We start from the raw sequence: 13,962 nt of genomic DNA, 5'->3' as shown, positions 1-13,962 counted from the left end.
ACGGAGGACCCCCGATGCGGTCGTCGCACTCCCGTGGCGCAGAAACGAGACGGCGGTAAAGCTAGGCGCGCGATTCCGCCGGTTGGTCCATCCGCAGATCAGGCGGCCTTCTTGGTGTGGAGCTCGGGGAACGAAGAGTCGAAGTCGGTCTTGAAGGTGTTGTTGAACAGATTGGTGATGAAGCTGAAGGCGGTCTCGGCAACGATGTCGATGATCTGCGCATCGGTGAAGCCGGCGGCACGCACTGCCGCGAAATCGGCGTCGTCGATATGGCCGCGTGACTTGGCGACCTTGTAGGCGAACTGCAACGCCGCGTCGGCTTGCGGATCGGTGGAATGACCCTCGCGGTTGAGCTCCATGTCTTCCTTGGTCAGGCCGTTCAGCTTGCCGCCCAAGTAGGTGTGGGCCGTCAGGCAGTAGCTGCACCCGTTGACTTCGGCGGTCATGATGTGAAGACGTTCGCGGGTCTTGTGACCAAGGCTTTTGCCGAGCGTCGCATGCATGTCGGCGATCGCCTTCAGGGCATCGGGCGACTGCGAGATGAGGGCGAAAAAGTTCGGCACCAGACCGAGAACTTTAACGTAGTTTTCGAGGATCGGCTGGGACTTGGCCGGGGCGTCCTGGACGGCCGGAATGGCGATGCGAGCCATGATTGTTCTCCTTTGCAATCGAGCCACCGTGGCTCGGTGAGGAGAAAATGCGCGGTTGCGCCGAAAAGAATAATCCGTTGATTTCGAGAGTGTATCTTTCACGGGATGGAAGTTAAGGGCCGCTCGCCGACTATCGGAATTGTCAGAAGCGGGCCCCGGTGGAAACGCCGAGATCTCACCCCAGGTTCGACAGGGCAGAGCGCAATTGGCTGGCCGCGAAGTCCAGGAAGACGCGCATCTTGAGCGGCAACAGGCCGCGAGCCGCGTGAACGAGATGGACGGGGATGGATTCCACATCGAACTTTTGCAGGACCTGAACGAGCGCCTTCGAGCGTAGCGCCTCCGCGCAATGATAGCGGTACACCCGAGTCAGGCCGGTGCGCCGGAGTGCGGCCTGGACGGCAGCCTCGGCCGACGTCACCGACAGGCGCGGAACGATGTCGACGTCGAACAGACGCTTGGAGGCCGGATCCCGGAAGGACCACGTGGTCGTGGCGGGACCGGCGAAAATCACGCACGGAAGTGTCTGAAGATCCTTGGGGTGTTTCGGTGTGCCGTGCGCCGCCAGCAGGTCCGGCGAAGCACAGACCACCGTATCCATCGACCCAACGCGGGTCGCGATCATGCTGCTGTCTGGCAACGCGCCCAGGCGCACGGCCATGTCCACGTGGTCGTCGAACAGATGCAGGTTTCTGTCCGACAAGACGAGCCGGACGTTGATCTCCGGGTAGGCGGCAAGGAAGTCCGTGACGATGGGCAGGATGTACATCTGCCCAAACAGTCGGGGCGCCGTCAGCACAAGCTCGCCGCGCGGGGTCGTGTACTCGCTGGATGCGGCTCTTTCGACCTCCTCGATCTCTTCCATGATGCGTTTGACGGCCTCGACATAGTTCTGGCCTGCGTCGGTCAGGGTGAGCTTGCGCGTCGAACGCTGCAGCAGCTTGGTGCCGAGATACGCTTCGAGTTCGCTGACCTTCCGGCTGAGGGTCGGCAGCGGCATGTTCAGCGCCTTGGCGGCCCCCGTAAGACTTCCCTTTTCGACCGTGCGCAGCACGATCGTCATCGCTTCCAAACGGTCCATCTATTCTTCCATCGAATGGAAGTCATACTCCATAAATATCCATATTATCTCTCTCGGCGCAATATCGCAATCTTCGCCAGCCAAGCCCAGCGGCTTGGAATGGCCATGTCGACGACGTGCCATTGCAACGGAGGCATCGATGATCACGAAGGCCGCGCTGGTTTCTGCACTGACCGACTTTCTCGGTCTAATTCTCCCAGGGAACGAACCTCTGTGCGAGGCGTGGGGACAAAACCGACGGGCTTGTCTCGGCGTTCGGACGATTGCGGCTGTCGCGACTATCTTCGCGCCGCCGGGCACTCTGGCGGCTCAGGACGCGTTGCTCCTCATCATCCCATCGTTGGCTATGGCAAATTCGATGTTCAGGAAGTTGGCGTCGATACGAAAACCTATGCGCCTGCGAGGAAATTTTCCGGTGCCTATTCGCTTAGGTAGGTTTGCCGAGCGGTTGGTTCCCGTCGCCCAGGGTGGATGCGATAGAAGAAGCCAAGTCGCCTCAACCGAAAACTGGTCGGCTCCGAGTGTCGTCGTCGATTCTCGCGGCGAGCTTCCATCGGGCCGTTCAGATCTGCAGGCAGCGCATTGCGCCCCAGTTGCGCCGGTGACGGTTGGAGACGACCGCGCGTGGCAAAGCGGTCGTTCGTCAGCCAACAAGCTGAAGGTGATAGGCTCAAATCCTATCCAGATTTGAACCAAGCCAGAGGTTTGACCAAGCGGCGGCTTCCGGCAGGCCATATAGGTTGTTCCCCCGCCAATAGCAAAACAGGGCTCCCGCGATGGCTTCGCGATGTAGCGAACCTCCGCCACCATGCCAAGCACTCACGCCACCATGCTCAGGACAAACAGCGGTTCGTCGTGTCGGTGGTTGCGTATGATTCCGTCCCTGGGCACCATTCCCCTCGTAGCAATTCTGACCAGCCCAGCCGCGCATTCGGACGATCCAGAACGCAAGGCAGGAACTTGCCCGGCGGCCAACCGGTTTGCAGCGGCGGACATCTTGATTCCGGCGACGGATTTGGCGCCGTATCGTAGAAGCAATCCCGCGCCCGAAGGACATTGCGATATGACCAAGCGATTCAAGGTCGGCGATCACGTCAGATGGAATTCCGAAGCCGGCCGCGTCTCGGGCACCATCATCGCTGTTCATACCAGCGATTTCGACTACAAGGGGCACACGCACCGCGCCTCGGAGGCCGATCCGCAATACGAGATCAAGAGCGACAAGACCGATCACGTCGCGGCCCACAAGGGCAGCGCGCTGCATTACGCGTGATAGGGGCGCGGCGTGACGCTTCCGCTTTTCACGATCGGCCATTCCAATCGCAGTCTCGAGGATTTCGTCGTCCTTCTCACCGTGGCCAGGATCGAGCGCGTCGTCGACATCAGAACAGTGCCGAAGTCGCGTACCAATCCGCAGTTCAACAAGGACACGCTGCCCGCATCGCTGGCGGCCGCGAGTATTTCATATGAGCATCTGGCCGATCTCGGTGGGCTGCGCGGCAAGGCGCGAAGCGTGCCGCCTGCGGTCAACGGATTCTGGAGCAATGAGAGCTTTCACAACTACGCCGACTATGCCTTGTCGCCGCAGTTCCACGCGAGCCTGCAGCATCTGCGCGAGGAGGGCCACCGGCAACGCTGCGCGATCATGTGCTCGGAAGCGGTGTGGTGGCGCTGCCACCGCCGCATCGTCGCCGACTATCTCATTGCGTCGGGCGAGACCGTCGTCCACCTCATGGGGGAGGGGCGCCAGGAGCCCGCCCGCCTCACTGAAGGCGCCGTCGTGCAAGGCGATGGTACGGTAGTCTATCCGGCGACGGGAGAACTGGGATTGTGAGGGCGCGGCGCCGCGCCTTGCCGCGCTAGCCGGCGTCATCTAAGCCTGCCGGAGCGGGCAGCGAATTGCATAACAATCGCCCGTGGTCCCCGGTGAGGAAACAATGAGAAAAACCGTCATTGCCGCGGCTGCCGCCGCCACGAATCTTGTCTTCAACATCGCCCATGCCGCGCCGCCGCTCCCGCAAGTCGCGGCGCACCAGGTCGGCTTCTCGGACAAGGGACTGGCGCGGCTCGACGACTTCTTCGCGCGCGAGATCGCGGCCAAGCGCGTACCTGGTGCCGTGGTGGCGATCGCGCGCGACGGCAGGCTCGTGCACTACAAGGCCTACGGCCAGCTCGACCCGGTCAAGGGCACGCCGATGCCGATCGATGCGGTGTTCGCGCTGGCGTCGATGACCAAGCCGATGGCGGCGGTCGCGGGGCTGACGCTGATGGAGCAGGGCCGCCTGCCGCTGCAGGCCAAGGTCGCCGAGTTCTATCCGGGGTTTGCCGACATGAAGGTGGGCGTGCAGCAGGCCGACGGTTCGCTGACGATGGAGCCGCAGGCCCGGCCGATCTTCATCCACGATCTCTATCGCCACACCTCGGGCCTGATGTATGGCGGCCGGCCCGACAGCTCGAGCGCGCTGGCGCGGCTCTATCCCGACGGCACGGCGCCGGCGGTCGAAGGCGACACGGCGGCCTTCATCGACCGCATCACCAAGCTGCCGCTGGTGCATCAGCCCGGCACCGAGTTCGAATACGGCTTCTCGATCGACGTGCTCGGCGCCGTCGTCGAGAAGGTTTCCGGCCAGCGGCTCGGCGACTATCTTTCGGCCCATGTCTGGAAACCGCTCGGCATGAAGGAAGCGACGTTCCACCCGACCGACGCCCAGCGCGGGCGTCTGGCGCATCCGTTCCCCAACGACCCGCTCACCGGCAAGCCGCAAGCCATCAAACTGCTCGACGCGCCGACCAAGTTCGATTGCGGCGGCGCCTGCTCGTTCGCCACCGTCGGCGACTATGTCCGCTTCGGACAGATGCTGCTCAATGGCGGCGAGCTCGACGGCCAGCGCATCCTCAGCCCAAATACGGTGCGCCTCATGACGTCGAACCATCTCGGGCCCGAGATCAAGAACAACGTCGCCGCGGTCGAGCCGCATCGCGGCGGCTTCGGCTTCGGGCTGGCGGTCGCGGTGCGGACCAGCGAGGGGCTGTCGTCGGTGCCGGGCAATCCCGGCGAGTTCACCTGGAACGGCGCCTACGGCACGCAGTTCTTCTGCGATCCGAAGGAGCGCCTCGTCGTGGTGGTCGGAACCGCAGCGCCCGGCGAGCTGCGCAAATATTATCGCGAGAACGTGCAGGACATCGTCTACGGCGCGATGGTGAGGTGAGAGCCGTCAGCGCAGTGTGAGACCTCTTTCATCAAGGCATCAAGGCCCATCGCTCGAACTTAAGCGATGGGGCCTTGATTGGCGTGATGAGCGGGCGTGTGGGGCAAAGGACCCTGGCGAAGCCGACCGTCATGTTTCGTGTCATGTGAGCAATATTGCTCAGTCGCGGGCAGCGCGGCGTGGCATCGTGCCGGGCTTTTTGGTCTGACGTGTTTTCTTCGCGCGAACCGGGTGCCACTGCGCCCGCAGACGCCGCAGGAAGACTGTCTCGCTCTGCCCGGACGCCGGTGTCATTCCGCCGTTTGATCGGACAGGACGGCTTCAAGCGAAAAGCCCGGCCGCGAGGGCCGGGCTGATCGGCAATATAGTCTATCGAGCAATGTGCCGAATAGACCGGCGACGGCTCCCTCTGTCTGTTCAAAAAGGAACACGGAACCGACTATTTGGGCACCGCCCGCGCCAAACTGCGCGGGAGAGGAATCTGGGTCCGCCCGCGCCTGAATGAGCAATTTGGTACAGACGCCGATCATCCGACGTGTCTTAGTTCCACGAACAGTCCTAAACCTCTAGGTCAGGATGAAGATCATGGAAATCTCCAAGGAAACAAAAGCTGCCATGCGGCCCGCGCTATGGGGTGCTGCAGGCGGAGCAATTGCTCTGGCTATCGTGGGGTTCAGCTGGGGTGGCTGGGTGACGGGCGGGTCGGCCGAGACCCTCGCAAGCAACCGTGCTGCGACGGCCGTCGTCGCAGCTCTCACACCCATCTGCGTTGACAGGTTCCAGCAAGCCGCCAATGCCTCGGCGAACCTGGCCGAAATGAAGAAGGCGACTTACTCATTCGACCAGGGCAGGTTTGTCGAAAAAGGCGGTTGGGCCACGATGCCGGGAAGCACTGAGCCGAACTCGGCAGTCGCAAGGGCCTGTGCCGAATCGCTCGGCAGCGGCAAGGCCGCGGAGCGCCGCAGCTAATCAGGCAACCCGCGCAGGGTGAAATCCGCGCAAAGACGCGCGACCTCTCGACGTGTCCGCATCTCGCGCAATCGCAGGGGGCTCTTGCAAAGGTGGTCAGGCGCGTCGCTTTGACGCCAATTTCGGGCCGCGCGCGCCTTTCCGTGGATGATCATCCTGCAGAACCTTGGTAGCATGACAGAATGCTAACGCCCAGCGAACGAGAGTGCCGTTTTGGTTAAGCCCTCGAAGGACTTGTTTGATCCCAAAAGCTTCTTGGCCAAGGTCGGGGCCGGAAAGTCGATTTCTAGCTTTGGAAAAGGCCAGAACGTGTTCGCACAGGGAGATGTCGCGGACGCGGTATTCTACATTCAAGAAGGAAAGGTCAAACTCACAGTCGTCTCTGACCAAGGTAAGGAAGCCGTGGTCGGGATCCTGGAGCCGGGACAATTCTTCGGTGAGGGCTGCCTCAACGGTCATCCATTGCGGATTGCCACGACCACGGCAATGGAGGACTGCGTCATCACACGAATATCGAAGACGGCGATGATTGCAACGCTCGAAGCCAAGCCGATGTTCTCTCAATTGTTCATGACCTATCTGCTCGCGCGCAATAGCCGAATGGAAGAAGACCTGATCGACCAACTTTTCAATTCCAGCGAGAAACGCCTGGCGCGCCTGCTGCTCCTGCTGGCAAACTTCGGCAAGGAAACCAGCGCGCAACCCATTGACGTCGAAATCAGCCAGGAAACGCTCGCCGAAATGATCGGTGCGACCCGTTCAAGGGTTAGCTTCTTCATGAACAAGTTCCGCAAGCTCGGCTTCATCAGCTACAACGGAAAGATCGAAGTTCACAGCTCGCTTCTAAACGCCGTTCTGCGCGACAAACCCGAGATAGGCCGCAAGGACTAACCGTGGCGCGCTTGAACGGCGCCTACAGCACGCAGTTCTTCCGCGGTCCGCAGGATCACCTCGTCGTGGTGATCGCAACGGCGCATCCGGTGAACTCCGCAAGCATCGCTGCGAGAACGCCCTGGACGTCGTCTATGGAGCGATCGTGAAGTGAGCCGCCTTGCCGTAGCGGACCGCGCGTGGGGCCTAACGGTTCCCGGCTGCTTGTTTCGCCGTTCGTCGCGGGACCAAATCCGCCACAAAGCAACAAACGACGCATTTCTCGCAAACAACAGAATGCGGCTTTCCCGGACTCGATGAAAAAGAGTTTGGGCTGGACTCGCTCCCTCGCGGTTTGTCTGAGACTATTGGCGGCGTCTCGATAGTGCTTGCGAGAGGAATGTTGATGACCTGCAATAGCCTCTTCGATGAAATGAATATCCGCGTCACGCTGAGAGAACCGTGTCGCATCGTCTGCTGCTGACGAATCTGCAGCGCACCGCGGAATTGTGACCGCTCCAATCCTGTGAAAACTCAAGCCTGACTCCGGCTTCAACCAGCCGCGTTGCAACTCGCTGACCCCGTGCAGCTTGGATGCATCGTGTTGCTCGCGCCACCCTTTCACCATATGCCAACTCCGTGAGGTAACCCGAATGACCGCCAGCAATGAGCAGATCAAGTTCGCCTATTGGGTGCCCAACGTCTCCGGCGGGCTCGTCATCAGCAAGATCGAACAGCGGACCGGGTGGGATATCGACTACAACCGCCGGCTGGCGCAGATCGCGGAGGACAGCGGCTTCGACTATGCGCTGAGCCAGATCCGCTTCACCGCCGGCTATGGCGCCGAGTTTCAGCATGAGCCGGTGGCCTTCAGTCACGCGCTGCTCGCAGCGACGAAGAAATTGAAGGTGATCGCGGCGCTGCTGCCGGGGCCATGGAATCCGGCGGTGGCGGCCAAGCAGATCGCGACCATCAGCCAGTTCACCGAAGGTCGCGTCGCCGTCAACATCGTCAGCGGCTGGTTCCGCAGCGAGTTCACCGCGATCGGCGAGCCCTGGCTCGACCACGATGAGCGCTACCGCCGCTCGGAAGAATTCATCCGCGCGCTGCGCGGGATCTGGACGCAGGACAATTTCACGTTCCGCGGCGACTTCTACCGCTTCTCGGATTACACGCTGAAGCCGAAGCCGGCCCATCCATTGCCCGAGATCTTCCAGGGCGGCAGCTCGCGTGCCGCGCGCGACATGGCCGCGCGGGTATCGGACTGGTACTTCACCAACGGCAATTCGGTCGAGGAGATCAGGAGGCAGGTCGAGGACATCCGCGCCAAGGCGCGCGCCAACAATCATTCCGTCAAGATCGGCGTCAACGCGTTTGCGATCGCGCGCGACAGCGAGGCCGAGGCGCGCGCCGTACTCGACGAGATCATCGTCAAGGCCGATCCGGAGGCGGTCAATGCCTTCGCGCATGAAGTGAAGAATGCCGGCAAGGCCTCGCCGGAAGGCCAGGGCAATTGGGCGAAATCGAGCTTCGAGGACCTCGTCCAGTACAATGACGGCTTCAAGACTAATCTGATCGGCACGCCCGAGCAGGTCGCCGAGCGCATCGTCGCGCTGAAGCAGGTTGGCGTCGATCTCGTGCTGCTCGGCTTCCTGCATTTCCAGGAAGAGGTCGAATATTTCGGCGGCCGCGTCATTCCGCTGGTCCGTGCGCTGGAGGCACGGGCGGAGGTGCAAGTCCAGGCGGCTGAGTGAGGTGGGTAAGGAACGGCAAAAGGCCCATCGCTCGAGTCGAGCGACGGGCCTTCAAATTTGCGTGGGCTACCACTGCCGGTAGACGCCGGTCAGCGTGCCATTGTTGTTCCCTTCAGGACCCACGTCGCCGTGGCTCGAGCTCGGCGTCGGATGGTTGGTGCCGTTCATCGCGCCATACCAGCCCGGTTCCGCCGTATCCTGCATCACATATGGCTGGGCGCCGTAGCGCGGGCCGCCATAGTACCGTGCACCGGGGTTCCCATACGGATAGTAGCCTTGCGCGAACGCACCTGCTGTCGTTGCGATCAGCGACGCCGCGGCCAGGGTCAGTATCTTGGTCTTCCGTTGCATGCATACACTCCTTGCTGGTGTCGCGACCAACGATCGTCATGGAGCGGCGTTCCTGATCTGCCATGCACCGCACGAAGGTGAAGTTGCGCGAGCCTCGGATCAGGTTTTGGTGAGGGGGCTTGCGCGCTGACAGACCGGCGTGTCGCTTTGCCCGGTACAATGCATCCGCCGCTGCCCCGCTATGATTTTCCGGCTATAACGGCCACGGTCGAGCCGTGCATCGAAAGAACCTCTCGCTGCGGAAAAGGAAGCCCGCCGACCGGGGCGGGCAAGGTCTCAGGGAGGAAAACGCTCTGACAAGGGAGCGTACAGCCAGTCTCGTCGATTCGATGGCGGATGCGAAGATCGTATAACTACTGTCATCAGGGCCGGCATTATGCGAATGCTGCTGCGGCCCGAGGCCGGCGGGCAAGGCGCGAATCCAACAGGGGAAGTTCATGAGCACGTCTGGAGTTTTTGCCCGCGTCGTCGCGGCAATCGGGGCCGGCGCCGTGGCGTGGCGGCGGATGCAGGGCGCCGAGCCCGCACCGGCCTGGGGCAGCGCGCCGCAAATCCCGGCGGCGAAGTCGCAGGGCGCGATCCCGACGCTGAAGATGCCGACCGCACGGGGCTGGGACAAGGGCCAGCTTCCGACCGCGGCGCCAGGGCTCAAGGTTAACGCCTTTGCGGCCGGGCTCGATCATCCGCGCTGGATCAACGTGCTGCCGAACGGCGATGTCCTGATCGCGGAGGCGACGCAAATCGCTGGCACGCCGCGCAGCGTCTTCCACTATGCGATGCAGGCGACGATGCGCCGCGCCGCCGCCCTCGGCGTCAGCGCCAACCGCATCACGCTGCTGCGCGACCGCGATGGCGACGGTGTCGCCGAAAGCCGCGGTGCCTTCATGGAAGGATTGCGCCAGCCGTTCGGCATGGCACTGATCGGCGACACCTTCTATGTCGGCAACACCGACGGCGTGGTCGCGTTTCCCTACACCGCGGGCGCGGACCGCATCACGGCGGAGGGACGCAAGCTCGTCACCTTCAAGCCCGACGGGCACTGGACGCGCAGCCTGCTGCCGAGCGCCGACGGCAAGAAGCTCTATGCCGGCGTCGGCTCGCTCAGCAACATCGCCGAGAACGGCATGAGGGTCGAGGAAGGCCGTGCCGCGATCTATGAGCTCGATCTCGCCGCCGGCACCAGCCGCATCTTTGCCGGCGGCCTGCGCAACCCGGTCGGGCTCGCCTGGGAGCCGACCACCAATGTGCTGTGGACCGTCGTCAACGAGCGCGACGGCATCGGCGACGAGACGCCGCCGGACTATCTGACCTCGGTGCGCGACGGCGGCTTCTACGGCTGGCCCTATTGCTACTGGGGCAAGACGGTGGACGATCGCGTGCCGCAGGATCCGGCGATGGTCGCCAAGGCGATCCAGCCGGACTACGCGCTCGGTGGCCACACCGCCTCGCTCGGCCTGTGCTGGATGCCCCAGGGCACGCTGCTGGGTTTTCCCGATGGCATGGCGATCGGGCAGCACGGCTCGTGGAATCGCTCGACGCTGTCAGGCTACAAGGTGGTGTTCGTGCCGTTTACGAACGGCCGTCCCTCGGGGCCGGCGCGCGACATCCTGTTCGGCTTCCTCGCGCCCGACGAGAAGGTCTCGTACGGCCGCCCGGTCGGCGTCGCGCTCGGCCCCGACGGCTCGCTGCTGGTGGCCGACGATGTCGGCAACGTGATCTGGCGCGTCACGGGGGCATAAGCGGCAGGCGAGCTAGTTCTTCGCCGGTGTGTAGCCGTCCGTCAGCGTTCGCATGAACGCGACCAGCGCATCTTCCTCCTGGTCGGTGAGGCCGAGATGGCCGGTCTTGCTGGTGTTCATGTTGTCGGTGGTCTCCGGCGCCGGCCAGCAGCCGGTGCCTTCGCGCGCATCGTGCACGGCGCAACGCGGCAGCACGTCACGCGTGTTGTAGAAGTGGACGATCTCTTTCAAGCTCTTGAAGTAGCCGTTATGGCCGTAGGCCTTGACGAAATCGGGCGACGGCCGGTTGTCGACGTTACGCAGTGTCGGCACCCGGAATCGGCCGCGGGTCTGCGGCGCCAGCGGTTTCCAGCGCGCGTCGACTGCGGAGGGTTGACTGAGCGGATGACCGTTCGCCAGGAAGGCGCCAACTCCGCCATCGACGAACGCAGCGCCATCCTTGTTCGCGACATAGCCGCGATCATCCGGCGCGCTCTCCGCATAATAAGGCAGGTCCGGGTTCGCCGGCGTCCCGATATTGCTTGCGGTGAAGTCGGTGAACAGCGGATCCTCTCCGGGCCCGCCGTCGCGATGACATTCGTTGCAGCGGCCCTTGCCGCGGAAGATCTCGTATCCCTGCTGCTCCAGCGCCGCGAAGGTGGCCTTTCCGGCCTGCGCGGCATCGTATTTCGAGGAGAACGCCGTGACCTCGTGCGAAGCCTCGTAGCCCGCGATCGATTGTGCCATCTGGTCGAAGGTGCTCGCCGCGCGGCCGCGATCCACGTTGCCGAGATGCACGGGAAGCGGATCGCCGGCGGATGGTGGTCCCGGCGTGTTGCAGACTGCCTCGACATCGGCCGGCCAGTCGATCGCGAATGCTTGTGCGCCCCAAACGGCCTCGAACAAGCCGCGATAGGGGCGCTGCGAGGCGCGATACACCGCGCAGGCGATGTCGGGCAGGCCCATCTCGACCGGATTGGTCGGTGGACCTTCGGCCTGCTCGGCGGCGGGATTGCCGAGGCGCCGTCCGGTTGCGCGCATGTCCCAGAAATTGCCGCCGACCAGATCGCCCTGGCCTTCGTTGTAATGCAGGACCGGCGCCAGCGGCGCGTAGGTGTGGGTCTGCGGCTTGCGTTCGCTGAAGCGGGTGCGGACCGAGCCGGGATAGGAGCCGGTGGTCCGGTTGATCTCCGAGATCGGTCCGGTGAAGCCGGCCTCCGGCATGTGACAGAAGGCGCAGGCTTCGTTGCGGTTCACCGACAGCTGTTTGTCGAAGAGCAGCAACTTGCCGAGCAGCTCGATCTGCTGCACCTGATTGTCGGGAACGGCTGTCAGACGAGTCAACGTATCGCCTTCGATCCGGTCGATCTCCGCTTCCACGCGGGCGATGTCGGCCAGCACGGCCGGCGACAGCGGCCCTGCGCCGTCGCGCGCGAGCAGGATCGGGATCGCCGAGCATGTGGCGGCGACCGCGACGGCGACGCCGGCCAGAATCCGAAATCTCATCTCGTCCCCCTGGACGCGGTCTTCGCGATGCAAGCTGCCCGCGCTGTCGGCGCAGGGCCGGCAGCCTACAAGTCGAGTCTGCGGCACTCAATGGGCTTTGATCAATCACTCGTAGCGCGACCGGGTCATGACGTATCTGCCGTGCACCTTTGCGAAGGTCTGATGAAGACATCCGGACGCGGTGCAGAGCCTCGGCTGGTTGCCGCATTGCAGGGCTGAATAGTCGAGGTGGATGACGGTGGCACTGTTGGCGAAGGTCGCGAAATAGTGACCGGCTTCGGGCCCGCTGCGCATCTCGCCTGGACGGCATGTTGAACTTCGGCCAGCAACCGTTCGATCCGCTCGGTGCTCCAGACCGGCTCGACAGCGGCGACCGCCGTTGCGTTCGCGGCGAGGGCATGTCCAATCAGAACTGCGCCCATCGCCATGCCGGTAATGCTCTCATGGGACTCCTCTCGAGGCCTGAAACGGCGTCGCGCCACGCGAACGCACCGTTGATCGAGGAGCTAGTTTGACGAACTGCGGAAGATTAGTTGACCACGACTGGATGGACATGGCCGAACTCGATCATCTGCCGCGGCTGCAACTCCTTGAGATAGACCCAGACCGCGCGCTTGCTGTCGACATTGGCGGCTTCAGCAACTGCATCCGCCATCATCCGGATTATCCGCGTCTTGTCGACGGCGGCGCGGCCGGAACGGATATGGCCGTAGACGAAGATGTGGTCATGCGCGACCGGGACCCCGCCCATGAACCAGTTGTCGGACGTGACCTCGCTGAAGATCACCTGCGCGAAAAAGCTCGGCGCGCCCGTCATCTCGGCGTGGATCCGGGTGATCTCGCCCGCGATCCGGCCCTTCTGCTCCGCGCTGAGGCGGCCTTGCGCACTGGTGCAGCAATAGGTTGGCATCTGCGTGAACTCACTTGGATGTCGATCGGGTCCAGCTTCCGCGCCGAATCCGTGCAGTCAAGCGTCAAGCAAGGATCATGCAGACGTCAGCGGCTCAGGAACTCGCGGATGCTTTGCGCGATCTCGGCGGCATGGGTTTCCAGCGCGAAATGGCCGGTGTCGAGGAATTTGACCACTGCCTTCGGATTGTCGCGCTTGAATGCTTCGGCGCCCGGCGGCAGGAAGAACGGATCGTTCTTGCCCCACACCGCAAGGAACGGCGGCTGATGGGTGCGGAAGTAGTTCTGGAAGGCCGGGTAGAGCGCGACGTTGCTCTTGTAGTCGTCGAACAGGTCGAGCTGCGCGTCATGGGCGCCGGGCCGGGCCATGTAGTAATTGTCGAGGTTCTGGCCGTCCGGCGACACGGCTTGCGGATCCGACGTGCCGTGTGTGTACTGCCAGCGCGTGGTGTCCGGCGTCAGCAGCGCGCGCAGCGCGTCGCGGTTCGCCGGCGAGGGATCCTGCCAATAGGCCTTGATCGGAGACCAGCCGTCGCTGAGGCCTTCCTCATAGGCGTTGCCGTTCTGCGAGATGATCGCGGTGATCCGTTCCGGATGTTTCACCGCCAGACGGAAGCCGGTCGGCGCACCGTAGTCGAACACATAGACCGCGTAGCGGTCGAAGCCGATCACATCGGTGAAGCGGTCGATCACGCCGGCGATATTGTCGAAGGTGTAGCTGAACGTCTCGCGCGGCGGCATGTCGGACTGGCCGAAGCCAGGCAGGTCGGGCGCCACGATGTGGAACTTGTCCGCGAGCAGCGGGATCAGATCGCGGAACATATGTCCCGCGCTCGGGAAGCCGTGCAGCAGCAGCAGTTTTGGCGCGCCGGGCGAACCGGCCTCGCGATAGAACACCTTGAAGCCGTCGACATCGGCCGTGCGGTATTTGACCTGAGACATCCG

The 13,962-nt window shown here is 63.2% G+C and carries 15 protein-coding genes; 8 read left to right on the top strand and 7 right to left on the bottom strand.

The window, feature by feature from the left end; genetic code table 11:
• Window positions 1-98: 98 nt before the first annotated feature.
• Both AAFG13_RS22465 and AAFG13_RS22460 read right to left on the bottom strand, forming a co-directional pair.
• On the bottom strand, window positions 99-650 hold the full coding sequence (locus tag AAFG13_RS22465; RefSeq protein WP_342708244.1) for a peroxidase-related enzyme: 552 nt from the start codon (window positions 648-650) through the stop codon (window positions 99-101).
• A gap of 175 nt (window positions 651-825) precedes the next feature.
• Window positions 826-1,731 (bottom strand): LysR substrate-binding domain-containing protein, encoded by a 906-nt coding sequence (locus AAFG13_RS22460; RefSeq protein ID WP_342708243.1) that lies wholly within the window; start codon window positions 1,729-1,731, stop codon window positions 826-828.
• Window positions 1,732-1,870: 139 nt separating this feature from the next.
• On the opposite strand from AAFG13_RS22460, the gene AAFG13_RS22455 reads away from it, so the two are divergent.
• From AAFG13_RS22455 to sfnG, 7 genes are all read left to right on the top strand, one after another.
• Window positions 1,871-2,422, top strand: a complete 552-nt coding sequence (locus AAFG13_RS22455; protein ID WP_342708242.1) for a hypothetical protein — start codon at window positions 1,871-1,873, stop codon at window positions 2,420-2,422.
• A 372-nt stretch (window positions 2,423-2,794) separates the two neighbouring features.
• The gene (locus AAFG13_RS22450; protein WP_342708241.1) at window positions 2,795-3,004 is read left to right on the top strand and encodes a DUF2945 domain-containing protein; all 210 of its coding nucleotides are present in this window, start codon (window positions 2,795-2,797) and stop codon (window positions 3,002-3,004) included.
• Between the two features lie 12 nt (window positions 3,005-3,016).
• Entirely contained in the window at window positions 3,017-3,565 is a 549-nt protein-coding gene (locus tag AAFG13_RS22445; protein WP_212318394.1) for a DUF488 domain-containing protein, read from the top strand.
• A 103-nt stretch (window positions 3,566-3,668) separates the two neighbouring features.
• Window positions 3,669-4,940: a serine hydrolase domain-containing protein gene (locus tag AAFG13_RS22440; RefSeq protein ID WP_342708240.1), complete on the top strand. Its 1,272-nt coding sequence runs from the start codon at window positions 3,669-3,671 to the stop codon at window positions 4,938-4,940.
• 585 nt (window positions 4,941-5,525) lie between these two features.
• Window positions 5,526-5,909, top strand: coding sequence for a hypothetical protein (locus AAFG13_RS22435; RefSeq protein WP_212318390.1), 384 nt, complete (start codon window positions 5,526-5,528; stop codon window positions 5,907-5,909).
• Window positions 5,910-6,122: 213 nt separating this feature from the next.
• Window positions 6,123-6,800, top strand: a complete 678-nt coding sequence (locus AAFG13_RS22430) for a Crp/Fnr family transcriptional regulator (protein ID WP_212318388.1) — start codon at window positions 6,123-6,125, stop codon at window positions 6,798-6,800.
• 632 nt (window positions 6,801-7,432) lie between these two features.
• Window positions 7,433-8,533, top strand: a complete 1,101-nt coding sequence (sfnG, locus tag AAFG13_RS22425) for a dimethylsulfone monooxygenase SfnG (RefSeq protein WP_342708239.1) — start codon at window positions 7,433-7,435, stop codon at window positions 8,531-8,533.
• Between the two features lie 66 nt (window positions 8,534-8,599).
• Here the strand turns inward: sfnG and AAFG13_RS22420 are convergent, their stop codons facing one another.
• On the bottom strand, window positions 8,600-8,884 hold the full coding sequence (locus AAFG13_RS22420; protein ID WP_342708238.1) for a hypothetical protein: 285 nt from the start codon (window positions 8,882-8,884) through the stop codon (window positions 8,600-8,602).
• A 437-nt stretch (window positions 8,885-9,321) separates the two neighbouring features.
• On the opposite strand from AAFG13_RS22420, the gene AAFG13_RS22415 reads away from it, so the two are divergent.
• Window positions 9,322-10,623 carry a sorbosone dehydrogenase family protein gene (locus AAFG13_RS22415; protein ID WP_342708237.1) on the top strand — a complete coding sequence of 434 codons (1,302 nt, stop codon included), beginning with the start codon at window positions 9,322-9,324 and terminating at the stop codon, window positions 10,621-10,623.
• A gap of 12 nt (window positions 10,624-10,635) precedes the next feature.
• Here AAFG13_RS22415 and AAFG13_RS22410 read toward each other — a convergent pair whose 3' ends face one another.
• From AAFG13_RS22410 to AAFG13_RS22395, 4 genes are all read right to left on the bottom strand, one after another.
• The gene (locus AAFG13_RS22410) at window positions 10,636-12,108 is read right to left on the bottom strand and encodes a cytochrome c peroxidase (RefSeq protein WP_342708236.1); all 1,473 of its coding nucleotides are present in this window, start codon (window positions 12,106-12,108) and stop codon (window positions 10,636-10,638) included.
• 105 nt (window positions 12,109-12,213) lie between these two features.
• Entirely contained in the window at window positions 12,214-12,402 is a 189-nt protein-coding gene (locus AAFG13_RS22405) for a hypothetical protein (RefSeq protein ID WP_212318376.1), read from the bottom strand.
• A gap of 235 nt (window positions 12,403-12,637) precedes the next feature.
• On the bottom strand, window positions 12,638-13,018 hold the full coding sequence (locus AAFG13_RS22400) for a 4-oxalocrotonate tautomerase family protein (protein ID WP_342708235.1): 381 nt from the start codon (window positions 13,016-13,018) through the stop codon (window positions 12,638-12,640).
• A gap of 86 nt (window positions 13,019-13,104) precedes the next feature.
• The gene (locus AAFG13_RS22395; RefSeq protein WP_342708234.1) at window positions 13,105-13,959 is read right to left on the bottom strand and encodes an alpha/beta hydrolase; all 855 of its coding nucleotides are present in this window, start codon (window positions 13,957-13,959) and stop codon (window positions 13,105-13,107) included.
• Window positions 13,960-13,962 lie beyond the last annotated feature (3 nt).

The sequence above is a fragment of the Bradyrhizobium sp. B124 genome, assembly GCF_038967635.1.
Classification (GTDB): Bacteria; Pseudomonadota; Alphaproteobacteria; order Rhizobiales; family Xanthobacteraceae; genus Bradyrhizobium.
This window is presented reverse-complemented; position numbering and strand designations above follow the sequence as displayed.